Below are 23,118 nucleotides of genomic sequence, written 5' to 3' on the forward strand. Positions count from 1 at the left end.
ATTTGTATTCGCAGATGCCTTCCCGTCACTTCCGTCTCCTGCGTGCACGCCGTCACCGCGTGGGCGGCGCGCGCTTTCTTCTTATTTCAAACCACCCGTGAAGCCCCGCACCAGGTAGCGTTGCACGTAACCCGCCAACGCGAGCGTGGGCAATGAGGCGATCAGCCCGGCGCTCATGAGTTCGCCCCAGTCGATGCCGTTCTCGGTGACATAGCCCGCAATCGCGAGCGGCAGCGTGAAATGACTCGGCGACGACACGAACAGCAGCGCCAGCAGAAACTCGTTCCACGCCGTGATGAACACGAAAATGGCAGTTGCCACGAGCCCCGGCATGCACAGCGGCAACACGATATACACGATGCACTGCGCGAAGTTCGCGCCATCCAGCCTCGCGGCCTCTTCGCACTCCAGCGGGACCTCACGCACGAATGGCAAGAGCATCCAGATCGCCATCGGCAGCGTGTAGATCTGATAGACGAAGATCAGACCCAGCGACGAATTGAGCAGATGGAGCCACCTCGCGAGCGAGAAAAGCGGCACGGCAACCGTGATCGGCGGCATCAGCTTGAGCGCCAGCACGACCACGAGGAAGAGCACATCAAGCCGCGCCGGAAACGCGAGCCGCGCGAGCGCATAGGCGGCTGGAAAGGCAAGGGCCAGCGCCAGCAGCGTGGCGCCGAGCGCGACGAGCACGGAATTCAGCACGGGCCGCCCGATGCCGCTCTCCCACACCACCTTGAGATGCTCGAGCGTCGGCGCAGCGGGCCACAAGGCGAGCGGATGATCGAGACGCTCCAGCGTCGGCATGAACGCGGTGCCCGCCATCCACACGCAGGGCAGCAGCACGAACACCAATGCGCCGCCGCGCAGCAGTCCGCGCGCGATCGCACCGCGCCGGCGCAGCAAGCGAGAGCCGCTTCGTGCAACCTGCATCAACGGCCCCGCTTGACGGCTGATTTCCATATGTATCCCGAGACGAGCACGGCACACGTGACCAGCATCAGCACCGACGCGGCGCTGGCAGGCCCGACGTTGAAGAAGCGAAAACCCGTGTCGTAGATGTAGGTGGACAGCGTCTGCGTCGCGTTGCCCGGACCGCCGCCCGTGAGCGCGTACACCTTGTCGAACAGCTTGAAGGTGTCGATGGAGCGCAGCAGCAGCGCGAGCATGATGTGCGGCGCGACAAGCGGCAGCGTGATGTGACGCAGACACTGCCATTCGCTCGCGCCATCCGTGCGCGCCGCCTCAAGAATTTCAGGCGCGATCGATTGCAGCCCCGCGAGAATCACGAGGAACGCCATCGGCGTCCACTGCCACACGTCGACGAGCATCAGCGACCACAGCGCCAGATGGGGATCGGAAAGCCACTGCACCGGCTCCACGCCGATCGTCGTCAGCAATGCGTTCAGAAAGCCGCTGTAGTTGAGCCAGTTGCGCCAGATCGCGGAACATACAAGCGTGGAGAGCATCATTGGCAGCACCGCCAACGGCAACGCAATCTTGCGGCCCGGAAACGAACGCGCAAAGAGCAGTGCGAAGCCGAGCCCGAGCAGCACCTCGGCAAGCGACGCGACGATCATGAACTGCAACGTGTTGAAGAAGCTCGTGCCGAACGCGCTGTCCGCGATCACCGCGCGATAGTTGGCGAACCCGGTGAAGATGCGCCGCCCAGAGGCGAAATCGACATCGAAGAACGAGTCGATCATCACGCGCGCCATCGGATAGAGCGCGAGCACGCCGAGCACGAGCACGGCCGGACTCATCAGCACGATCAGCGGCAGGTTACGGCGCAGCGCATTCATCAGGCGTCTCCAGTGCACTCGCGCAAGTTACTTCACGGCGCGAGGCATAGCCTGCGCAATCTTTTGCGCGGCCTGATGGAGCGCAGCATCGGGCGCAACCTGACCGGTCAGCGCCAATTGCAGCGAGTCGCCGAGAATCGCTTCGATCTGCTGCCAGTCGTTCACGCGCGGCCGTGCACGCCCTGCTTCGAGCGCTTTCAGCTGATCGGGATACCAGCGGTATTGCTTCACGAGCGCGGCATTGCCAAACACACTCGCGCGCGTCGGCGGAATGCCGAGCACGGCGAGTTGCGTCTGCACGGCGGGCGAGGTCAGGTATGCAAGGAAATCCGCCGCAGTCTTCGCGTGCGCCGCATCCTTCGGAATCCCCATCTGCCAGATGCCGAGCATCGGCGCCGGCCCCTGCACCTGACCCGGCGGCGACTGCAACGCGATCTGGCCGACCACGCGCGACCTGGACGGATCGTCGAGCGCCGGGATCCAGGCGGGCCAGACCTCGATGGCCTGCGCGGCCGCACCCTTCTGAAGCGAATCGCGCACTTCGGCCGCGCCGTACACGTCCACGTCCTTCGGCGCGTAGGCCTTCAGTTGCATCAACATCTTCAGCGCAGCCAGCGCCTGGGGCGAATCGATCGTCACCTTGCCGCCCGCGTCCAGCACGTCGCCGCCATAGGCCCAGAGGATCGGCAGAAAGCCGGTGACGACGGGGTTGCCCTTCACGCCGCGAAACACCACGCCGGCCTGGCCCTTGTCCGCCGCGCCGAGCGTGCGCGCGATCTTCAGCACATCGTCCCAGTTGCGCGGCGGCTGAAGGCCGTGGGACGCGAGCAGGTCCTTGCGATACGCGAACATCTCGACGTTGCCGACAACCGGCAGCGCGTACAGCGCGCCCGACGAGGCACGGCCCAACGCGACGGTGGAGGCCACCATGTCCGCGTCGGCGAGCGTCGCCGGCAACTGCTGCAGCCAGCCGTTGCCGATGAATTCGGGCGACCACGTGTCGTCCATCATCACGACGTCGTAGGCGCCCGTGCTCTCGCGCATCGACAGCTTGAGCTTCTGATAGAGATCGTTGTTCGGCAGCTTGAGCAGTTCGATATCGACGCCCGGATGCAGTTTCTCGTAGCCCGCGACCGCCTGTGCGAGACCACGGCCGTATATGTCGTCGCGGCCCGCGATCACCAGATCAGCGGCGTGCGCCGCGCACGCCGCAGCGGACAGCGCGAGCATCGCCGAAACGGCGCGCAAACAGGTGAACACGTTCATTCGCTTTTTCATGGCAGCCATGAATCTCGATCCATTCGATGGGAAACGACGTCCGCGCACCACAGGCAGCGGACCCTTTGTCGAGCGTTGCACACGTGTGCAACGCCGCGCAAAAATAAGTGCCGATTGACGGCAGCCCAGATTCTGGCGACAGATCGTGACGAATGTGTGTCGGGCGAGGTTTGCGGCGCCGCGAGGTGCGCTCAGGCGTCCATGGCGTCCTCGAGCGCCGCGCGCAATGCAGGCGTACAGGCGATCACACGATTGCCGTGCGCCAGACACTCCGGCGTGAGGAAGTCGTTGACCCAGCCGCCCGCCTCCGCGACGATCAGCACGGCCGCGGCGGCGTCCCACGCGTTGATGTGCAGTTCGCAGTAGGCATCCTGGCGCCCCATCGCGACATACGCGAGACCGAGCGCGCCCGAGCCGCGCCGCTTCACGCCCGCACCCAGCGCATGCAGGCGGCCGTGCACGATCGCATAGCGCTCGTAAGGCACGCGTGCGGACCAGCCCAGCTCCACTGCCGACCGTGCGATGTCGTCGATCGTGCTTACCTTTATCGGCTGACCGTTCAGCGTCGCCCCGCCGCCACGGCAGGCCGCGAACAGCTCATCGCGCATCGGATCGTAGAGCACGCCGATCTGCGCCTGCCCGTCGAGCAAAAAAGCAATTGACACGCAGAAGTACGGTACGCCGCGTGCGAACTCGGACGTCCCGTCGATGGGATCGACGACCCAGGCGCGCGGGCCGTATGCGCCACCACCCTCTTCTCCGAAGAAGCCATCGTCCGGGAACGCGGCGCGCAGTCTCTGCGCGATCAGGCGCTCCGCTTCGCCGTCCGTTTCGGTGAGATAGTCCTGCGGTCCCTTGAACTGAAGCGCAAGCGTGTCGTCACGCTCCATGAAGCGCTTGCGGATAAGTGCGCCGGCCTCACGCGCAACTGCGCAGGCTGTGAGAAAGCGCAGTTGCTCTTGCATGTCGTTCATTGATCGAACTCGCGGATGAGATGCGAGCGCCACGATGGCGCTCACGGACAAGCGTGCAGTTTAGGCGCACGCGTGCCGGCGTCAAGATGCCGGAACCGCACTGACGATCAACGCGTACAAACGGTCCAGTTCGCCTTGAAGCTCGCTGCCGTTGAATGGATCGCGATTGTCGCCGAACGCTTCGTCCAGCTCCATCCAGTCTGCAGCAGAAAGCAACCGCAACGCCGCCGGCAAGATCACTTCCTCCTCCAGCAGCCTGTGACGGCTGTAGAACGCCGCGTATTGAGCGACCATCGTCCGCAATGCCGGCGCCGCGGATTGCCCGATCAGTTCATAGCGGGTCAGCGCGCGTTCGAGATCCCGCACCCGCGCTTCGCCTTCGACATGCTGCGCCTCCAGTTCTTCGATGACGTCGTCCAGTTCATCGGTGCGCGATCGCAAGCGCGTGAACAGATATTTGTCTTCCTTTGGATGATGAACCTGCTCCGGATATTCCCGAATGTAGTAAAGCATGGCCCGCATGACGATCGCTGGCGGCGCATGCGCACCTTCAGACAAGGACTCGACAAACCGGCTCATGCCGTTGATCACAGCCGAAAGCTGTTGATGTTCGCGGACGATGGTGTGTACCGCTCTCCGTGCAATTGGCTGCTGCATGTGAGTTCTCCAGCAGGTCGGATCTTTGGGTATTGCACAGCCAGAGCGGCTAGTGAATCCTTCCGACGGACTTCAATACCGAACGGCCTTGCGCGGTCAATCGCCTTTGCGCGTGTCCCGATGCGAGGTTTTCCAGCAAGACAAGTTGGCGCTCGCACAGCGCGTGCAGATCGCCAAGATCGAGATCTTCTGACTGTGAATCCGTCTCGAGCAGCATGAGCGCTGCGATCTCATGAAGGCTGAGCATCGTCGTCTCCGTTGATTCGAATGTTCCATGTATCAAGGTCTTTTCTCAAGGATAGATGCGCATCCAAACCTGTCGACGCGCATTTTGTCGCATGCCACAAGACCTGGAACCGGAGACGGTTTCGAAGATTCGCCTGGTTCGACTCGTCCGCTCTGGGACGCTCTAACCCGGCCCGGCGACTGGCCGGTCCGGGCGAATGCAATGGTCACTTATCGACGTTGGTCACTTGTTCGCGGCGCCTTTCGCAGCAGCATCGCTCGCCGCCTTGTCTTTCTTCTTCGCTTCGTGGTGCCCGATCGCGCACCCTGCTGCTGCGCCGGCGACGCCGTGTTTGCCCGCGACGTGTCCCGTCACGCCGCCCACCGCCGCACCTTTCGTACAGCCTTCCGCATAGCTGACGTTGGCGAAAGCAAGAGACACAGTGGCTGTAACGGCCAGGAGTACGATTCTGTTCATCCGAAAGCTCCATTTCTTAACTGGTTAAACACTTGCGAAGTGCGCAATCACCGCAGCAGAAAATGGGCCCGGGCATATCCATTCGAAGGTGGAAATGAAGGACGCAGCGCATCCGTCGGTCAGGAAGGATCCGATGCGATTGAATCGTCTTGTCGTGCACGGAGACATGCCGCGCGAGAAGGCTGGGTATGAAGTACTTGCAGATGTGTTCGATCGGCGAAACCGGGGATGCCGGTCAGCTGGTGCGATCGGCGGACGAGCGCTCCGGCTCGACCGTCAGCAACCCACGGCCATCCACCCGGAAGCTGACCCCACGCCAGACCACATGCGAGGAAGAAAAACTCAGACAGAGTATGGCGAATGCGACGAGGTCCCAAAACGGCAGGAGCCACAAGCTACGAACGGGCCGCTTCAGGAGCATGTCGATGCGCGACTGAAGCAGTGCCCTCGCGCCAAGCGCGATCAGGAACTGCGCCACCGCCCAGACAGGCGCCCCTCCCGTCACGAGCGCAAGCGTCGCCCACGCGATGGGATAGCTCAGCGCGGATCCTGCGTGGCCAACGGGATCGACACGCCGGATGGTCCGGCTCCATCGCAACTCGTGTTCCATCAGGCGTACCGCCGTGGTCTCTGGACATGCATGCCCGATCACGAAACCCGGCACCACTACCTTCTGTCCGGTGGCTCGCACGGCGACCCCGATCGCGTGGTCTTCCGCTAACAGACCGGCAAACTGGCCAAGACCTCCGATGGTATCGAGCGTCTGACGCCGCATTGCGATCGTCTGGCCGAAGCAAGGTTGTGCGAGGCCCGCTCTGAGCGCTGTCACCACACCCGGCAAAAATTGATAGTCGACTGCACGCGCGGAGAGCTGCGGCCAGAAGCCTGGATCGGGTACGCCCACATACGCGCATGTCACGAGTCCCACGCCCTCAGCCTGAAGTTCTCCGACCACACGCGAAAGATAGTCGTTATCAACTGTGACGTCGCTGTCGGCGAACACGAAGACATCATGAGCGGCGGCCGGCAGCATGTTGATGAGATTGCTGACCTTTCGGTTACAGCCATGCAGCGCACTGTTGGCGATCGTGGTGATGTGCGCAGCGGGATAGAGGCGCTGCAATTCCCTGACGGCTTCGAGCGCGGGGTCGCGCGCGTCATGCACACCAAACAGGTACTGCACTTCTCCCGGATAATCCTGCTCGCAAAAGCTGCGCAGATTCGACAGGAGCGCCGCTTCCATTCCGCTCAGCGGCTTGATGACGGTCACCGCGGGATAGCGGGTACATGGCGGAGAACGGCGAGCGAAGAAAGAACCGATCAGTGCCGCGGCAACTATCGTATAGATGACGCCAAAGGCAGAGCACAAGCCGAAGAAGTATGTCAACGCAAGCCGGGCCCCATCGAATGACAGGAATGACGCTGCGTTAGCGAGTGCATCTGGCGCCATGTGGTGTCTCGTCAAATGAAACGGCGTTCGGCAGCGCCGCAGTCTTTGGTTGCGCCGGCAAAACGAAGATGCAGCGACACGAGGGCCCGAAAACGACACCCTTGGTGCACATAGTAGGGCTCGCCCACGATCGCGTCCATGCCCCACTCCCGCAACGCAAGGCGGTATGCGTCAAGCGCGAACAGCCGTGTCAACACAGTGACAACGACGATCGCAGCGACAACTGCCAGCCTGAAACCTGTCGTTTCAAACGTGGCCTCATCGATGTTGAAGAAAAACATCAGCACGAGGACGACCACTTCGATGCCCGTTGCGGCAATCGACGCGGTCATCAGATGCGCCCGGATTGATCTAACCATTGTGCGATTCATTCGCGTTCTCATCGACGATCGCTCGACAGAGGTGTCATCGATTGACGGCCGCCGGCAACTCTCGTGTATTTAGCCCGATTCATGTGATCGTAATGGGGCAAATCTGAAGAAGACGTTAAGCGACTGTTACGCAGGTTTACCGTAGCTTTCGATAAGCTGAGGCAAGCGAACCAATCTGAAAGCTAACGCCATCCCGAACCAGAGCAATGACACGGAGCTGCCATAACATACTCCTCTTAATGTTTCGTTAAGGCCACTCATGTAGCATTGCCAACGAATCAGATCTGATTTGTCCTGGCGACAGGCTATCGCCAAGGCCATGCGCATCCAACAGCGATCGCAGCGATGAAAACCACTCGCAAAAACCAGCACGGTCTGCGCGATGCAGAGCAAAGCAAGGCTCGCACGCGGCGGCGTGCGTTTCTGCGAACGGCTGTGGGCGGCCTAGGGGCATCGATTGCGGCGGTCGTGATGCCACGGCTCATACAGAAGGCACTCGCGACGCGTCCCGCCACCCAGACGGGCACGGTCAACGACGTCGCGCACATCGTGATCTTCACGCAAGAGAATCGCTCATTCGACCACTACTTCGGCATGCTGCGAGGCGTGCGCGGCTTCAACGACCGGATGGCGATCGCGCTGCCCAACGGCGACCCCGTATGGATGCAGCCCACCGACACCGGCCCGATCCTGCCGTTCCATGCAGACACCGCCGCCACGCGGGCGACATGTGCGCCGGCGCCCGCGATGAACTATCCGGTCGACATTGCGATGTGGGACAAGGGCCGATGCGACGAATGGAACAAGGTTCGTTCCACTGGACTCGGGATGAGCTATTTCGACCGGCGCGATCTGCCGTTTTACTACGCACTGGCCGATGCTTTCACGATTTGCGACCAGTACTATGCATCGACTTTCACACAGACGAACCCGAACCGCCTGCATCTCTTCAGCGGCAGCAACGGACTGTCAGCCGGTTTTCTACCGATACTGGACAACGCCGAGCCGGCCCCCGGCTTCGAATGGCCGACGGTCGCCGAAACGCTCGAAGCGGCGGGCGTAAGCTGGCGCGTGTATCAGCAGGCAGATAACTTCGACGATAACGCGCTGGCGCTGTTTCGTAACTTCCGGTCTGCGTCGTTATCCAGCGCGCTTTACCGGAAAGGCATGGCAAGAGTCGACGATGTCGTGCGCGCTTTCGCTGCCGATGTCGCCGCCGGCACGCTGCCGCAGGTTTCATGGATCATCGCACCAGCGGCGTTATCCGAACACGCCAGCTACCATCCGCAGGCGGGAGAAGACCTCACGGCGCGTCTGCTTGCGGGTCTTGTCGCCAATCCTGATGTCTGGTCGAAGACCGTGTTCCTGCTGAACTATGACGAGCAGGGCGGCTACTTCGATCACGAGCCGCCACCGACACCGCCTGCGACAGACGCAGACGGCAGGACGACGATTGCCACGACGGGAGAAATCTTCGAGGGGCTGCCGCTGGGTCTCGGTTTCCGCGTGCCGATGACCGTCATCTCACCGTGGTCGAGAGGCGGCTACGTGTGTTCGGAGATCTTCGATCACACGTCGGTCATTCAGTTCATCGAGCGGCGCTTTGGGATCCACTGCCCGAACATCAGCACGTGGCGTCGCGCGATATGCGGCAACCTCATGTCGGCGTTCGACTTCCGCACTCGGGACGTGACGTGGCCGTCGCTGCCCGATACGAGCAAGTATGTATCGGAAGCCAACCGTCAGTGCAGCTCGTTGCCGGAGCCGACTGTGCCTGTAACGCAATCGATGCCGGAACAGGAGCGAGGCATCCGCGTGTCGCGGGCACTGCCCTACGATATCGAGGCCAATGTGGACGTGCGTGACGGGATGCTTCGCCTCGTGATGACGAACGCCGGGCCGGGAGGCATCGCGCTATCTGTCTACGATCTTCAGACCCGGACCAATCCACCGAGTCGCTATGCACTCGCACCGGGCACGACACTGTCCGACAGCTGGAGTCATACCAGGCTGAAGGGCACCCAGTACCATCTCGCGTTGCGCGGCCCGAATGGTTTTCTGCGTACGTTCGCGGGTGAAGTCTCCAACACGTCGGATACGGCAACGGTTGATCCCGGGATCAGGATCACATACGAACGTGCAAGCAATGACGTCTGCCTGAGACTGATGAATCCAGGCAGCACAGCGTGCACATTCGTGGTCACGGCGAATGCTTATCGTTCGGACGGTCCCTGGACGTTCCTGGTCCCAGCCAACGGGGAAACGGTTACCCGCTGGCAGGTCTCGACGAGCGGCAACTGGTACGACCTGTCGGTGAGAGTCGTTGGGCGACCGGCATTCCTGCGGCGCCTGGCGGGCCGACTGGAGAACGGGCGCAACCTTATCAGCGATCCTGCCGCCGCCTGAGTCTCAGGCGAGATCCCACATATCACGCTGCCAGCACGGCTTCCTCGAAGACGCCAGGCGCAACGGTCTCGACGGCTGCGATGCTTTCCACGGCAGCGATGGTTTCAACGTCGTTGGCGGCGTGATGCACTTCGACAAGCTGCGGCTGGTTTTCGCGTTTCGCGGCAGCGGCCTTCTTCGTCTTGCCGGCACGCGACGGCGGCTGGCAGGCATCGCACACGACGTTGTGCTGCAAATCGTGCTTGTGCCCGATGAACTTGCCGCTGCAACGGCAACAGGGCGTCAGTTGCAAGATGTTGGCGTCAAAGAAGCGGACCAGCGTCCACGCACGCGTCAAATCGAGTACGGGTTCCGTCTGGTTGTGACGGCAATGTTCGAGATACAGGCGATAGCCCTTGGTCAGCGCGTCCAGATGCGAGCAACGCGCCTCGTCCCTTAGAAAGCGGTAGGTGTTGTAGAACAGCGAAGCGTGGATGTTCGCGAGCCACGTCGTGTACCAGTCGGCCGAAAACGGCAGCATGCCTTTGGGCGGCGATACGCCCTTGACTTCGCGGTACAGGCGGATCATGCGGTCACGCGACAGTGTCAGTTCGCTTTCGAGTACCTGCATGCGCGCGCCGAGTTCGATCAACGCAATCGCGCGGAACACTTCTTGTGCGTCTTCGCTGAGGCTCTTCTTCGACATGGCCGCCCCCTGGCTCAACCGAACTGCGTTGCCGGCTGACCAGCCAGCAGCAGGGCAGCATGCGTGGAGGCCACTTCTGCGTGCCTCGATGTGTGTGTCAGGGCCGCCAGTATCGCCTGATCGTTGAAGCGGAACGAGCAAAGCAGCTGCTCGGAACTGGCCAGCTTGACGATCTGCGCGAGCGACAGCCGGGCGAGAATATCGGCCACATCCGACGAGAGGCCCAGGCGGAACATGCCGATAGCCTTGTCCTCGCGGAGCATCCGTTGCGCAAGCATGATGTATGAGAGATTGATTTCGCGGATTTGCTCGATCACTTCGCTGCTACGGTCCATTTTTTTAGCTCCGAAGTCCCTGAATGCTTCCCCGCTATTTCCACCTGTATGCGATTTTGATTTTTTCTATTCGCCGCGCTGCATGGCGCACGCGAGGCATTGAGCGAATTGTATGAAGAGACTCCGCACGCGGCCATTTGTTTTTAACGAACACTTCAATAGAACGCAATTAATTTTAAATAAGAAATGATTTCCGATTTCACGGGTTTCAATGCAGAGCAAATCGGATCTATTCAATTTGAATGTCATTATTCCCGCACCAGATGCACTGGGCGAACCTGAATAGCGCACGCCGTCGCGCGGACCCGATTCACACGCGGCCCCATCGATCGACGAGATAGTCGACGAAGGTCCTGATCTTCGGCGACGCCAGCTTCGTGCGCTCGAACAGAACATGCACGGGCGTCGCGGGCGGCGCAAACCTGTCGAGCACACGCTGCAGGCGCCCTGCATCGATATGCGCCGCCACCTGCCACGCCGGCGCACGCACGATGCCCGCCCCTTCGAGCGCCGCCGACACCAGCGCGTCGAGGCTGTTCATCCACAGACGCCCTGTCACGCTGACCCGCGTGCGCGTCGCGCCCGACTGGAAACGCCAGTCCACGGGCCCGGCCGCATCGGAGAAAACCAGGCAGTCGTGCTGGCGCAACTCGTCGGGCTTGCCGGGCGTGCCGCGCTGCGCAAGATACGACGGCGCCGCGCACACCACCATTTCGATGTCGTCGAGCTTGCGCGCGACGAGGCTCGAATCCGGCAGACGCCCCACGCGCACGGCGAGATGCAAGCCTTCCTCGACGACATTGACGACGCGATCGACGAGCATCAGATCGACGGCCACCTCCGGATGCATCGCGAGAAAGCGCGGCAACAGCGGCGCGATCAGCAGCCGACCGAGCAGGTTCGGCGCGGCGATCCGCAGCCGTCCCGACAATTTCCCCCGGCCCGCCGACAGCGCGCTGCCAAGCTCGTCAACGTCGCCGAGAATCGACTTCGCGCGATCGTAGAGAATGCGCCCTTCGTCTGTCATCGCCAGATTGCGCGTGGTGCGCCGAAGCAGTTGCGCGCTGAACTGCTCTTCGAGCGCCGCGATATGCCGGCTGACCGAGGTCAACGACATCGGAATCGCCCGCGCCGCCGCGGACAGGCTTCCCGCCTCCACGACCCGCACGTAGACGCTCATTGCTTCAAAACGGTCCATGGTTCGACTCTTCCGAATTTGGCAAGGGTACTTGCCGTTCGACAGGGATACCGGCGATTTTCGGAATAGTCTACATTCATCGAACTGGAGACGAAATCGACGTCAACATCCGCCTGCCCGACGCACGGCGAAGTCACGGAACCCAATGCAGATGAAACGATCGATCTACTGGCTCATGGCCGGCGCGGCCGGCATCGTGGTCGCGAACAACTACTACAACCAGCCCTTGCTCGCGGACTTCGCGCTGGCGTTTCATACCAGCGAGCGGCAAGCGGGGACGGTGTCGGTCGCGGCGCAGACAGGTTATGCGCTTGGCCTGCTGCTCTTCGTGCCGCTCGGCGACAAGCTCGAACGCCGTTCGATGCTGCGCACGCTGTTGTGCATCGCGAGCCTGGCCCTCGCCGCGATTGCGCTATCGCCGACACTGAACTGGCTCGTGGCAGCCAGTTTTCTGACGGGTCTCGCAAGCGTCGCGCCGCAATTGCTCACGCCGTTCGCGGCGCAACTCGCGGGCCCGCAGCAACGGGGCGAAGCCGTCGGCATCGTGATGTTCGGCTTGTTGTGCGGCATCCTCGTATCGCGCACGATCTCCGGATCGATCGCGCAGCATTTCGGCTGGCGCAGCGTGTACTGGCTCGCGGCGGCAGCGATGCTCGTCATGGCGGCCGTGCTGTCGCGGGCCTTGCCGCGCGCGCAACCGACGTACCAAGGCACATACGGACGCCTGATGGGCTCGCTGTGGACGCTCCTCCGCGAAGAGCCGCTCATCCGTCAGACCTCGGCGATCGCGGCATTGCAGTTCGCCGCATTCAGCGCGTTCTGGGCGACGCTGGCCTTCCATCTGCGCGCAATGGATGCGCACTATGGAAGCGAAGTCGCCGGGCTGTTCGGCCTCGTCGGCGTGGTCGGCGCGCTTGCGTCGACGAAAGCAGGCAAGCTGATCGACCGGCGCAATCCGCGGCTCGTCGTGCTGGCAAGCAGCGTCATCTTCGTGCTGGCGTTCGCGATCCTCGCAGGCTCGGGCCATACCATCGCCGGACTCGTGGCGGGCGTGATCGTTCTCGATCTCGGTTTGCAGAGCGGACACGTCGCGAACATGGCGCGCAATATGAGCATCAAAAGCGATGCGATGAGCCGCATCAACACGCTCTATATGACGATCCGTTTCGCAGGCGGCGCGCTTGGTTCCTCGCTGGGGATCTGGGCGTGGAGCGTCTGGCAATGGCCTGGTGTGTGCGCGGTCGGTCTCGCGCTCGGCTGCCTGTCGCTGATGATGCAAGCCAGGCCGCGTATCGCCCGCGAAGCGCTGCGGGAATGATTCGATACACTGCGCTCACCTGCCGCGAGGCGGGATGCGAAACCACGTGAGCGCGACGATCAGCAGAAACGCGACATAGGCGACAGCGAACACCCACAGCGGCAGATCGTAGTACATCCATGCACTCACCCAACACTGAAGGAAACCTTGCCCGCTCGCCGCGCCTGTGCGCAACCGGTCTTCCAGGACAGTGAGCGGACAGGGCACATCGAGTGCTGCAAGCAGCGCGACGATGCCGATTGCCGCGAGATGCACGACGCGAAATGCACGATTGCGTACCCACGCGTACTGCAACGCCGCGCCCGCCCAGATCGCCAGCAGCCCGCCGACGATGAACAGCACGATCAGTGCATGCAACACGAGTACTGCGTCGGCTAGCCGGATCATGGCATCCCTTGCCAGAAGCCTTCATGCAGGATACCCGCTCCGCTCCTTTTCCACCGCGTCAACGATGCCCGCGTTTGTGTCTTCGTACGCAGGTCAATCACCAGGTCCGATGTGCTAGCCTGAATCTTCATCATCCGAAGTGATCCGGCGAGGCGCACGATGGAACTGCGGCATTTGAGAATGTTTTGTGCGGTGGCCGAATGCGGCAGCTTCACGGCAGCGGCTGAAAAAATCCACAACGTTCAGTCGAACGTCACCATGCGGATCAAGGAACTCGAAGGTGAGTTGAATCAGCAACTTTTCATCCGGCAAAAGAACGGCGTGATGCTCACGTCGGCCGGGCAGATCTTTCTCGGCTACGCGCAACGCATCCTCCAGTTGACGGACGAGAGCCGCAACGCGCTGCTCGACAATGCTTCGCCGCGTGGGCTGCTGCGGCTCGGATCGATGGAAACGACGGCGGCCATCCGCTTGCCGAAAGTGCTCGCGAAGTATCACGAGCGGTATCCGCAGGTTCAGCTGTCACTGATGACGGGCACCACGGCCGAGTTGATCAAGGCCGTCGAATGTCATCGGCTGGACGGCGCATTCGTCGGCGGCTTCCATCAGAATGCGTCCCTTCATCAGGACGAGGTTTTTCAGGAAGAACTGGTTCTCGTCAGCGGGACGGAGTTCGAATCGCTCGACGCCCTCGCCCGCCAGATGCCCGGTCAAACGGTGCTCGCATTCAGGACGGGTTGCTTTTATCGCTCGACGCTCGAACACTGGTTCTATCAGGCAGGCATCATTCCCGGCCAGGTGATGGAGCTTGGCACGCTGGACGGAATCATGTCATGTGTCGCGGCGGGAATGGGCGTGACCTTGTTGCCGCGATCGGTGGTGGAGGGTCATGGCACGCGGCATTCCGTGCACTGCCACGCGCTGCCGCCGGAGTTCTCGCACGTGACAACCGTGTTCATCCGCAACAAGGACAGCATCGTCACACCAGCATTGACCGCGCTGACCGATCTCGCCCATGCACAGTTCGCGATCGACACGGACATAAGGCCCGCACGCGCTGAAAACGCGCTGGCTTCCGCACTTGCCTGTTTCGACACTGCTTGATGTTCGTTTGATCGCTGCTTAAAAAACGGCGGCGCATGCACTTCCGCTCATGCGCCGCCGTTCGTTCGTGAGGCTCTACTGTGCGCTACGCGTAGCGCAGTTGCAGTTCCTCGAAGCACTCCACCGAATCCCGCTCACGCTCTTCAGCAAGCCCTTTCGCCAGTTCTTCGACACGTTCGGCCGCCGACATCACGCGGTCGATCTTGCCGACACCCTGCCCCGCGTACAACGACAGCTTTTGCGCCATCTTCGGCTTGTCGATCGCGCGCGCGCCGCCGCCCATGAAACGCAACAGGTTCCACTTGTCCCGGTTCGGAATGACCCGATGCGGTGTGCCGTATTTCCAGCCGAACGAATAGCCGGTCCGGTATTCGGTATCGTCGACGGTGGCATCGACGATTTTCTGCTTGTAGAGCGGATGCGCGTTCGATTCGTCGCACGCGACGAACGCCGTGCCCGCCAGCACGCCGGCCGCGCCCATCTGCATCACCGTGCGCACGTCGTCGCGATTCGTGATGCCACCCGCCGCGAGCACGGGGCGGCCATCGGCAGCCTCGATCAGCGACGGCAGCAGCGAGAGCAATCCGATCGTGCCGCGATTCAGATGACCGCCGCTCTCGCTGCCCTGCGCGGTAATGATGTCGGCGCCGTGCGCGATGGCCCGGCGCGCAAGCTCGACGGAGCCGACCTGAACCATGACGACCATGCCCGCTTCCTTGGCACGCGCGATCATCTGCGGATAGTTCTCCGCATAGAACAGCGACAACATGCGCGGCCGTTCCTCCAGCACGACCTGAAACTGGGCTTCGAATACATCCGGCCCGCCGAACGAAGGCACGAGATTCACGCCGAACGGCTTGTCCGTCAGTTCCTTCGTTTCGCGCATCCAACGCCTCAACGCGAGCGGCGGCAAACGCAATCCTCCGATCGTCCCCATACCGCCCGCATTGGCGACGGCGGCAACGAGCTTCGGACCGGAAATCGCCGCCATGCCGGCGAGGAAGATGGGATATCGGATACCGCACAGCTTCGTGACGGCATTTCCAGCAAACTCACTAACGGTTGTTGTGCTCATGATTCAAAGCTCCACGCGTTTGCCAAGCATGCGTTTCAGGGCGTCGTTCTTCAACACGAAATGGTTCTTGCAGGCACCGAAGATATGCAGCGCGAGGCCCAGCAGAAACGGCGTCGCGCCGATTCTGAAGAGCACGTCGAAGACATGCGCGGCTTGCGCATCCGGTTGCATTGGCGAAGGAATAATCCAGCCGCCCGGCAATTCGACGAGCTGGCCGGCGGCCGACTTCGCGAGCCATGCCGCAATCGGCAGCAGCACCATCGCAAGCGCTAGTGCCGTCGCAACCGACCTGCTCACGATCACCTCGACAGGATTCGGCGTGCCGACAGGTAGCGGATGCCAGGACGTTACGCGCGCCCAGAATCGATAGATCGAAACCGGAAACAGGACCGTGCCGAGCAGGTTCAGCACACTCGTGAGCGCTGTGCCGGGCGAGACCCACAGCACGATTTCGAGCGCGACGATCGCGAGCACCAGCACCGCGACGATCCAGTGCAGCGCGATCGTGACGGGCGAAAAGCCCAGGCCGTTATCGCGCCATTGAAACCCGCGTTGTGCGCGTGGGCCGTGCGGTTGAGCATCGTTCATTGAGGTCATCTGCGAGTTCGACATTTGCATTCCCTTTCGATAGCAGCTATTCACTAGTGACTGGCGGCACGCGACGCACCGATACCCGTCTGCGCGCGAACGAACTGGTCGTCGAATTGATCGCGCTCGTTCGCCGCGCGCGCACCCCGATCGGTGATCGACCCGATCCACGTGAAGAAGAAGGCGATCGACATCGAAATGATGGCGGGGTAGTCGTAGGGGAAGATCGGCGTCGCGTGACCGAGCACCTTGACCCAGACGGCGGGCGACAGCACGACAAGACCGACTGCGCTGACGAGTCCCGCAATGCCGCCCATCAAAGCGCCGCGCGTCGTCAATCCTTTCCAGTAGATCGAGAGCGTGAGAATCGGAAAATTCACCGACGCAGCCACGCTGAACGTGAGCGCAACGAGAAACGCGACGTTCTGATCCTTGAACAGAATGCCGAGCACGATCGCAACGCCCGCAATCGCAACCGATGCGATTCTCGACACGCGCTTTTCTTTCGCGTGATCGGCCTGATTGCGTTTGAGCACCATCGCATACAGGTCGTGCGAAATCGCGGACGTTCCTGCCATCGTGAGTCCCGCGACGACGGCGAGGATCGTGGCAAACGCGACAGCCGACAGGAAGCCCAGTACGAGATCACCGCCCATCGCTTTCGCCAGATGCATGACGGGCATGTTGCCGCCGCCGATCAGTTTTCCGCCCGCCACGCCGCCCTCGAAGAACGCGGGGTTGCGGCCCACGATCACGATGGCGGCCGTGCCGAGCACCGTCACGACGAGAAAGAAGTAGCCGATGAAGCCCGTGGCGACGAACACCGATTTGCGCGCTGCTTTCGCGTCGGGCACCGTGAAGAAGCGCATCAGGATATGCGGCAAACCCGACGTGCCGAATACCAGCCCCACCGACAACGACAACATCGCGAACGGATCGGCAACGAGCTTGCTGGGCAGCATCATGCCGGCGCCGCTCTTATGCGTGGCTATCGCCTGCGCGAACATGTCGTTCAGCGAGAAACCGAACTGGCTCAATGCGAGCAATGCAAGCAGGCTCGCGCCGAACAGCATCAGCACGGCCTTGATGATCTGCACCCACGTCGTCGCGACCATGCCGCCGAAGGTCACATACACGGCCATCAACACGCCGACGATCACGACCGCGTAGTTGTATTGCAGCCCGAAGAGAAGCTGGATCAACTGGCCTGCGCCCACCATCTGCACCACGAGATAGAAGCACACGACCGTCAGCGAGCCGAACGCCATCAGCGTGCGGATTCTCTGCTGGTCGAGTCTGAACGATGCGATATCGGCGATCGTGACCTGCCCCAGATTCCGGATGCGCTCGGCAAACAGGAACATCAGCAACGGCCACGCGACGAAGAAGCTCACTGCGTACAGCATGCCGTCGTAGCCGTTGAAGAAGATCATGCTGGTCAGCCCGAGCAGCGCAGCCGCCGACATGTAGTCGCCCGCCAGCGCGAGGCCGTTCTGAAAACCGGAAATGCCGCCACCCGCGTTGTAGAAGTCCTTCATCGACTTCGTCTTCGACGCGGACCAATACGTGATGCCGAGCGTCGCGACGACGAACGCGAGGAACATCACAATGGCCGTGGTGTTGAGCGGCTGCTTTTGCACCTTGCCGAACGTTTCCGCCGCTGCTGCCGCCTCTCGCGCGATGCACGCGGCGAACATGAAACCGATGAGCTTGACGGGTCGTTTCATTGCACGTCTCCCGCCAGAATGCGAGCGGTCAGTTCGTCGAACTCGCCGTTTGCGCGCCGGATGTAGATGCCCGTCAGCACCCATGTCCCGACGATCAACACGACGCCCAACGGCCAGCCGATCGTCATCACACTGCCTGGGTACAGCTTCAATGCGAGTACCTTCGGCGCGAATCCCGCTACCAGCACGAAAGCGTAGTAGGGCAGCAAGGTGCCCAACGTGAGCGATGCCACCAGCCTGCGCCGGCGCGCGACGAGTCGAACGAACGCCGGCGACAGCCGGACGTCGTGAGGTGCGGTCGTTTGAACCACGATGTCTCCTGTATTTCGTTTGGAAGTGGGCACATGTCGGGGGCTTCCCGACGCGCTCTTCTGTTTTTTCCAACGATAGAAGCGAGCATCGATCAAGTAAAATGATGATTGGTGATGCGTACCATCATCGCGAGTGAGACGCTTCATTATCGTGTCCACCGCTCATGACGCCGTGTATCAAGTGTTGTTAGCGGCGCTGTGTTTTTCCCGTCGACGTCAATCCGTAATCTGACGTCACTGGAGGCACATCATGGACATGCAAATCCCCTTTCCCGAACCGCAAGTCGAACGCGCACCGTTCCCTCTGCAAGGACATCGCGGTTACGACCGCGTGTTTCGGCGCGAAGCGCTCACTGTCGGCCTGATCCTGCCGCTCGAAACCCACGCGGCGTCACCGCATCCTTCAATGGCCGATCATCTGCAAATGGCGCAGCGTGCCGAGCAGGCGGGCGTCGCCGCCTTGTGGGCGCGCGACATTCCGTTCTACGACCCGCAATACGGCGATTCCGGGCAGATCTTCGAGCCGCTGATCTACATCGGGCATCTCGCCACCGCGACGGAACACATCACGCTAGGCACGACGGGCATCGTTCTGCCGATGCGCGAGCCGCTGATGCTCGCGAAGCAGGTCAACTCGCTCGACCGGCTGACGGGCGGGCGCATCGTGATCGGCATGTCATCGGGTGACCGGCCTGCCGAATACCCCGTGTTCGGAATCGACTTCGACAGTCGCGGCGAGCGCTTCAGGGACGCGTACGAGGTGTATCGCAACGTCAGCGAAACGAACTTTCCGCGCTTCGATTCGCCCCGCTTCGGACACGGCGACGGCTCACTGACGATGCTGCCCAAGCCGCTGTTCGGCAGGGTTCCGACGATTGCCGTCGGGCGCTCGCAGCAAACGCTCGGCTGGATCGCGAACAACATGGACGGCTATCTCGGGTTCGTGCCCGAGCCCGCAAAATTGCAGTCTTTCGCCGATGAGTGGAAGGCAACGAATCGTCAGACGAAGGACGGCGAGGCGGGCGAAGACGATGCGAAGCCCCTCGCGTTCGGCGGATTTCTGTATCTGCATCCACGGCGGGACTATCCGTTCAGGCGCATCGGAGGCGGCTTCGCGATCGGCAGCCGGGCGTTGCGCGACTATCTCGACGAGGCGCGCGAGCAAGGCGTGTCGCACGTCGCGCTGAATCCGCGTGTGACGCCGCGCGACTACAGACAAATACTCGATGAGCTTCACGAGGACGTGCTTCCGCACTTCCCGCCAAACGCGTAGCCATCCCATCGCGTAGACATGAAAGCCGCATCCGGCCAGTCCGGTGCGGCTTTTCGCATGTGCTTCCGGTGCGCTTCGCGTGTGTCGGCGCGCGCGGCTCGCACCGTTGATTCAATTCGCGCACTGCTGCGTTTCATCTGACGTACAAAGCGTGCATTCATCGCCCTGCTTCGCGTCAATTCCGCTATTACACGACGTCAACAATCGCGCTCGCCCTCGGCCCGTTTGCGTCAGATAGCGCTTCCCGCCCCGCGCCTGCAACCGCGCCAATCCCGCGTCGGCAGGGCCGCGCGCGCGGCGGCGGCATTTGTTCCTGTCAATCACAACTGTTTGTCCACTCCGGGTGTACGCAACCCGCTCGATGAAGCCTAGATTGACGACCTAACGGCACAGTCAATTCCGACATCAGCCGAACAATCGTTCAGAGGTCAATCATGAGCAATTCGCAAAAGGTCGCTATCGTCACGGGTGCATCGCAAGGCATTGGTGCCGAGATCGTCAAGGGCTTCCGTGAGCAAGGCTATCGCGTCGTCGCAGTAGCACGCTCGATCAAGCCTTCGGAAGATCCGAACGTCGTGACGATCGCCGGCGACATCGGCGACCGCGACGTGGCACAGCGTGCCGTATCGGAAGCCGTCAAGCGCTTCGGCCGCGTCGACACGCTAATCAACAACGCAGGCATCTTCATCGCGAAGCCGTTCACGCAATACACGGCTGAAGATTATGCCGCTGTGCTGAACGTGAACGTGAACGGCTTCTTCCACATCACACAGCTCGCCATCGCGGAGATGGAAAAGAACAAGAGCGGTCACGTGCTGCAGATCACGACGAGCCTCGTCGATCACGCGATAGCAGGCGTGCCGTCGGTTCTCGCGTCGCTGACCAAGGGCGGCCTGAACGCGGCCACGAAGTCGCTTGCCATCGAATATGCGAAAACGGGCATCCGCGCGAACGCCGTGTCGCCCGGCATCATCAAGTCGCCGATGCACGAGCCGGAAACGCACGACGCGCTGGGCGCGCTGCACCCGGTCGGTCACATGGGCGAAATGAGCGACATCGTCAACGCCGTGCTGTACCTCGATTCCGCGCCGTTCGTGACGGGCGAGATCCTGCACGTCGACGGCGGCCAGAGCGCAGGCCACTAAGAAGGCATGACACGGCGCCGCGACGGCGCCTGTCGCCCACACCAACACGGAGATTCTCATGCCTATCGTGACTATTCAAGTGACCCGCGAGGGGAACACGCCCGGCACAAGCGCAGTAACGCCGGAGGAAAAAGCTCAGCTCATCAAGGGCACGAGCGAGCTGCTGCTGAACGTGCTGAACAAGCCGCTGGAAGCGACCTTCGTCGTCATTCAGGAAGTCGAGAAGGAAAACTGGGGATGGGGCGGTTTGCCTGTCGATGAATATCGACGGCAGATAGCGCAGAAGAAGGACTGAGCGCCTTCATCCTCGACGTTTCATGATTGATGAAAGTGGCGCGGAGAATCCGGCGGGTCTCCGCGCCAACTATTTATGGCTCGCGATGCGCCCTTCCGCGCCGCCACTCCAGGATGTTGCTCACCGATTCCTGTCTGCTTCCCGGCACAACTTCGATGCGCGCGCCCGCCTGAATGAAGCCCGTTTGCAGGACGCTCAGATACACACCCGCAAAGCCGCTCAGATACATATGCTTGACCGCTTTCCTGTAGCCCATCACGGCATTGAGCTTGAAACACGGATTGCGCGGCGCCTCGACCCTTAGCCTGACCTGATTGATGACGAGCGTATCGCCGATCCATAGATCCGTTTCCAGTAAGCCCTGTGTGGTCAGATTCTCGCCGAGCGTGCCGAATGCGAGCGGCTTCCCGGCATCGGCTGCCTCCGCTTCGACGCGCTGTTGTTGCCACCACGGGTAATGCTCGACGGGATAGAGATAGACGGCCTTGTCGAGGCCGCCGTGGACGCTCAGATCCGCATGCTCGTCGCCGACGAGACCGAGCTTCTGCACTTCGACCGCCGCGCCTTCGCTCGCACTGCTTACCGAGCGCTTGCGAATCGCCGATTCGACCGTCAGACCTTCGGACGCCCGTCCGATGTCGAGCGTCTGGCATACGCCGATGTTGATCGAAAGCACCCGCGCGCCCTTGTCATTCTCGCGCGCGCCGCTGCCGGATTCTGCATACGTGATCGTGTCGTCCATCGGGTAGCCGGTTGTTGTTCAGTGAGCGTCAGCGCGCGAACCGCTGCAAACGGCGAACCGCTTCGTCGAGTTCCGCTTCGAGCCGCGCGACCAGTTCCGCTGCGGGCAGTGAACGCGCCAGCGCCGCTGCCTGGCCCGCCCATTGTGCACCGAAGCCGAATTCGTCCTGCGCTTTCGCGGCGGCGTGCAGTGCTTTGCCTGCGTCGTAGGCGACGGGATAATCCGGCGTCGCGGGACGATCTGCGGCGCGGCCGAGTTCCGTGAAGCGATTGACCATGCTGCGCGCGGCACGCCCGGAAATCGCCGACGTCAGCGTAGTGTGAAGCGCGGCATCGCCGAGAATTGCGCGGCGGTAGCCTTCGTCGATCGACGTCTCCGGGCACGGCACGAACGCGGTGCCGAGCTGCGCGGCCTGCGCGCCGAGCGCGAGCGCCGCTGCGATGCCCGCGCCGTCCATGATGCCGCCCGCCGCGATGACGGGCAGATCGAATTTCTCGACCAGCAGACGGGTCAGCGCCAATGTGCCGAGGCCTTCGTCGAAGATTTGCGGGTCGAACATGCCGCGATGGCCGCCCGCTTCGATGCCTTGCGCGACGAGCGCGTCAACGCCCGCATCGACGACCTGCTGCGCTTCTTCCAGATTGGTCGCCGATGCAAGCAACACGATGCCCGCCTCCTGCATCGCCCGGATGATCTCTTTCGACGGCAGGCCGAAGTGAAAGCTCACGATGGCCGGCTTCTCTTCCAGAAACACGTCGAGCATCGCCTTGTCTTCGACGAAGCTCGTGTAGATCTCGCCGAGTTTTTCCGGCGCGCTCGCGCCGTACTTCGCGAACTGCGGCGCAAGCCAGCTCAGCCATTCCTGTTCGATCTTCGCATTGGCCGTGGCGGGCGTGTGACAGAAGACGTTGATGTTGAACGGCCCGTTCGTCAACGCGCGCGTATCGCGGATGGTCTTGCGCGCGGCGTCGGCTTTCATCGCGCCCACGCCGAGCGAGCCGAGACCGCCCGCGTTGGTGACGGCCGCCGCCAGCGCGGGCGTCGTGACGCCTGCCATCGGCGCCTGGATGATCGGCTTGCTGATGCCGAGCAGACTCAGTAGCGGTTTGCCTTCGGAACGCGTGCTCATGTCATGTCCTCATCGAAACGGTTGGCGCATGCCGGCGCGTCGCAAACGCTGCGCACGGCGAACCGTGACAGGTTCGCCGTGCGTCGATCGCAGGCGCTCTCGCGATGCTATCTATACCTCAAATCATCTTTTCCAGCGGACGACAGGTCAACCATTAAGCGGGCA

The 23,118-nt window shown here is 62.0% G+C and carries 25 protein-coding genes; 6 read left to right on the plus strand and 19 right to left on the minus strand.

Translation table 11 applies throughout. The annotated features are described in order from the left end of the window. Positions 1-81: 81 nt before the first annotated feature. The 9 genes from G3N95_RS12490 to G3N95_RS12530 all read right to left on the minus strand — a co-directional run bounded on the left by G3N95_RS12490 (position 82) and on the right by G3N95_RS12530 (position 7,196). Positions 82-933 carry a carbohydrate ABC transporter permease gene (locus G3N95_RS12490; protein ID WP_241018453.1) on the minus strand — a complete coding sequence of 284 codons (852 nt, stop codon included), beginning with the start codon at positions 931-933 and terminating at the stop codon, positions 82-84. After that, on the minus strand, positions 933-1,802 hold the full coding sequence (locus tag G3N95_RS12495; protein ID WP_205970291.1) for a sugar ABC transporter permease: 870 nt from the start codon (positions 1,800-1,802) through the stop codon (positions 933-935). The genes G3N95_RS12490 and G3N95_RS12495 overlap by 1 nt, the downstream gene beginning before the upstream one ends. Before the next feature lie 27 nt (positions 1,803-1,829). Beyond that, positions 1,830-3,068, minus strand: a complete 1,239-nt coding sequence (locus tag G3N95_RS12500; RefSeq protein WP_205970340.1) for an ABC transporter substrate-binding protein — start codon at positions 3,066-3,068, stop codon at positions 1,830-1,832. Between the two features lie 203 nt (positions 3,069-3,271). Then, positions 3,272-4,054 carry an inositol monophosphatase family protein gene (locus G3N95_RS12505; protein ID WP_205970292.1) on the minus strand — a complete coding sequence of 261 codons (783 nt, stop codon included), beginning with the start codon at positions 4,052-4,054 and terminating at the stop codon, positions 3,272-3,274. 81 nt (positions 4,055-4,135) lie between these two features. Continuing rightward, the gene (locus G3N95_RS12510) at positions 4,136-4,711 is read right to left on the minus strand and encodes a hemerythrin domain-containing protein (protein ID WP_205970293.1); all 576 of its coding nucleotides are present in this window, start codon (positions 4,709-4,711) and stop codon (positions 4,136-4,138) included. Positions 4,712-4,760: 49 nt separating this feature from the next. Continuing rightward, positions 4,761-4,958, minus strand: coding sequence for a hypothetical protein (locus G3N95_RS12515; RefSeq protein WP_205970294.1), 198 nt, complete (start codon positions 4,956-4,958; stop codon positions 4,761-4,763). A gap of 222 nt (positions 4,959-5,180) precedes the next feature. Further along, complete coding sequence (locus tag G3N95_RS12520) at positions 5,181-5,414, minus strand: hypothetical protein (protein ID WP_205970295.1); 234 nt, start codon at positions 5,412-5,414, stop codon at positions 5,181-5,183. Positions 5,415-5,649: 235 nt separating this feature from the next. After that, complete coding sequence (hpnI, locus tag G3N95_RS12525) at positions 5,650-6,864, minus strand: bacteriohopanetetrol glucosamine biosynthesis glycosyltransferase HpnI (RefSeq protein WP_205970296.1); 1,215 nt, start codon at positions 6,862-6,864, stop codon at positions 5,650-5,652. Positions 6,865-6,875: 11 nt separating this feature from the next. Continuing rightward, on the minus strand, positions 6,876-7,196 hold the full coding sequence (locus G3N95_RS12530) for a hypothetical protein (RefSeq protein ID WP_241018433.1): 321 nt from the start codon (positions 7,194-7,196) through the stop codon (positions 6,876-6,878). A gap of 384 nt (positions 7,197-7,580) precedes the next feature. Between G3N95_RS12530 and G3N95_RS12535 the strand changes: the two genes are divergently transcribed. Further along, positions 7,581-9,641: a phospholipase C, phosphocholine-specific gene (locus G3N95_RS12535; RefSeq protein WP_205970298.1), complete on the plus strand. Its 2,061-nt coding sequence runs from the start codon at positions 7,581-7,583 to the stop codon at positions 9,639-9,641. Between the two features lie 22 nt (positions 9,642-9,663). Here the strand turns inward: G3N95_RS12535 and flhC are convergent, their stop codons facing one another. The 3 genes from flhC to G3N95_RS12550 all read right to left on the minus strand — a co-directional run bounded on the left by flhC (position 9,664) and on the right by G3N95_RS12550 (position 11,859). Continuing rightward, complete coding sequence (flhC, locus tag G3N95_RS12540; protein WP_205970299.1) at positions 9,664-10,326, minus strand: flagellar transcriptional regulator FlhC; 663 nt, start codon at positions 10,324-10,326, stop codon at positions 9,664-9,666. Positions 10,327-10,340: 14 nt separating this feature from the next. After that, positions 10,341-10,661: a flagellar transcriptional regulator FlhD gene (flhD, locus tag G3N95_RS12545; RefSeq protein ID WP_205970300.1), complete on the minus strand. Its 321-nt coding sequence runs from the start codon at positions 10,659-10,661 to the stop codon at positions 10,341-10,343. A 310-nt stretch (positions 10,662-10,971) separates the two neighbouring features. Further along, complete coding sequence (locus G3N95_RS12550) at positions 10,972-11,859, minus strand: LysR family transcriptional regulator (RefSeq protein WP_205970301.1); 888 nt, start codon at positions 11,857-11,859, stop codon at positions 10,972-10,974. Between the two features lie 151 nt (positions 11,860-12,010). Here G3N95_RS12550 and G3N95_RS12555 point away from each other — a divergent pair, with 151 nt between their 5' ends. Then, entirely contained in the window at positions 12,011-13,177 is a 1,167-nt protein-coding gene (locus G3N95_RS12555; protein WP_205970302.1) for an MFS transporter, read from the plus strand. Between the two features lie 15 nt (positions 13,178-13,192). Here G3N95_RS12555 and G3N95_RS12560 read toward each other — a convergent pair whose 3' ends face one another. Next, positions 13,193-13,564 (minus strand): DUF2784 domain-containing protein, encoded by a 372-nt coding sequence (locus G3N95_RS12560; protein ID WP_205970303.1) that lies wholly within the window; start codon positions 13,562-13,564, stop codon positions 13,193-13,195. A gap of 159 nt (positions 13,565-13,723) precedes the next feature. On the opposite strand from G3N95_RS12560, the gene G3N95_RS12565 reads away from it, so the two are divergent. Further along, positions 13,724-14,668, plus strand: a complete 945-nt coding sequence (locus tag G3N95_RS12565; RefSeq protein ID WP_205970304.1) for a LysR family transcriptional regulator — start codon at positions 13,724-13,726, stop codon at positions 14,666-14,668. Between the two features lie 85 nt (positions 14,669-14,753). Here G3N95_RS12565 and G3N95_RS12570 read toward each other — a convergent pair whose 3' ends face one another. From G3N95_RS12570 to G3N95_RS12585, 4 genes are read right to left on the minus strand one after another with little or no spacing between them, the layout of a single operon-like run. Then, on the minus strand, positions 14,754-15,743 hold the full coding sequence (locus G3N95_RS12570; RefSeq protein ID WP_205970305.1) for a nitronate monooxygenase: 990 nt from the start codon (positions 15,741-15,743) through the stop codon (positions 14,754-14,756). A gap of 3 nt (positions 15,744-15,746) precedes the next feature. After that, on the minus strand, positions 15,747-16,340 hold the full coding sequence (locus G3N95_RS12575; RefSeq protein WP_241018435.1) for a cytochrome b/b6 domain-containing protein: 594 nt from the start codon (positions 16,338-16,340) through the stop codon (positions 15,747-15,749). Positions 16,341-16,384: 44 nt separating this feature from the next. After that, positions 16,385-18,058 carry a cation/acetate symporter ActP gene (gene actP, locus G3N95_RS12580; RefSeq protein WP_205970307.1) on the minus strand — a complete coding sequence of 558 codons (1,674 nt, stop codon included), beginning with the start codon at positions 18,056-18,058 and terminating at the stop codon, positions 16,385-16,387. Next, the gene (locus G3N95_RS12585) at positions 18,055-18,369 is read right to left on the minus strand and encodes a DUF485 domain-containing protein (RefSeq protein WP_205970308.1); all 315 of its coding nucleotides are present in this window, start codon (positions 18,367-18,369) and stop codon (positions 18,055-18,057) included. The genes actP and G3N95_RS12585 overlap by 4 nt, the downstream gene beginning before the upstream one ends. Before the next feature lie 250 nt (positions 18,370-18,619). Between G3N95_RS12585 and G3N95_RS12590 the strand changes: the two genes are divergently transcribed. From G3N95_RS12590 to G3N95_RS12600, 3 genes are all read left to right on the plus strand, one after another. Beyond that, complete coding sequence (locus G3N95_RS12590; protein ID WP_205970309.1) at positions 18,620-19,642, plus strand: TIGR03571 family LLM class oxidoreductase; 1,023 nt, start codon at positions 18,620-18,622, stop codon at positions 19,640-19,642. A 434-nt stretch (positions 19,643-20,076) separates the two neighbouring features. Continuing rightward, positions 20,077-20,787, plus strand: a complete 711-nt coding sequence (locus G3N95_RS12595; RefSeq protein ID WP_205970310.1) for an SDR family NAD(P)-dependent oxidoreductase — start codon at positions 20,077-20,079, stop codon at positions 20,785-20,787. A 58-nt stretch (positions 20,788-20,845) separates the two neighbouring features. Beyond that, positions 20,846-21,082, plus strand: a complete 237-nt coding sequence (locus tag G3N95_RS12600; protein ID WP_205970311.1) for a 4-oxalocrotonate tautomerase family protein — start codon at positions 20,846-20,848, stop codon at positions 21,080-21,082. Positions 21,083-21,155: 73 nt separating this feature from the next. Here G3N95_RS12600 and G3N95_RS12605 read toward each other — a convergent pair whose 3' ends face one another. Then, complete coding sequence (locus tag G3N95_RS12605; protein ID WP_205970312.1) at positions 21,156-21,824, minus strand: MOSC domain-containing protein; 669 nt, start codon at positions 21,822-21,824, stop codon at positions 21,156-21,158. A 28-nt stretch (positions 21,825-21,852) separates the two neighbouring features. Further along, on the minus strand, positions 21,853-22,953 hold the full coding sequence (locus tag G3N95_RS12610; protein ID WP_205970313.1) for a nitronate monooxygenase: 1,101 nt from the start codon (positions 22,951-22,953) through the stop codon (positions 21,853-21,855). Positions 22,954-23,118 lie beyond the last annotated feature (165 nt).

The sequence above is a fragment of the Paraburkholderia sp. Tr-20389 genome, from assembly GCF_017104565.1.
Taxonomy (GTDB): domain Bacteria; phylum Pseudomonadota; class Gammaproteobacteria; order Burkholderiales; family Burkholderiaceae; genus Paraburkholderia.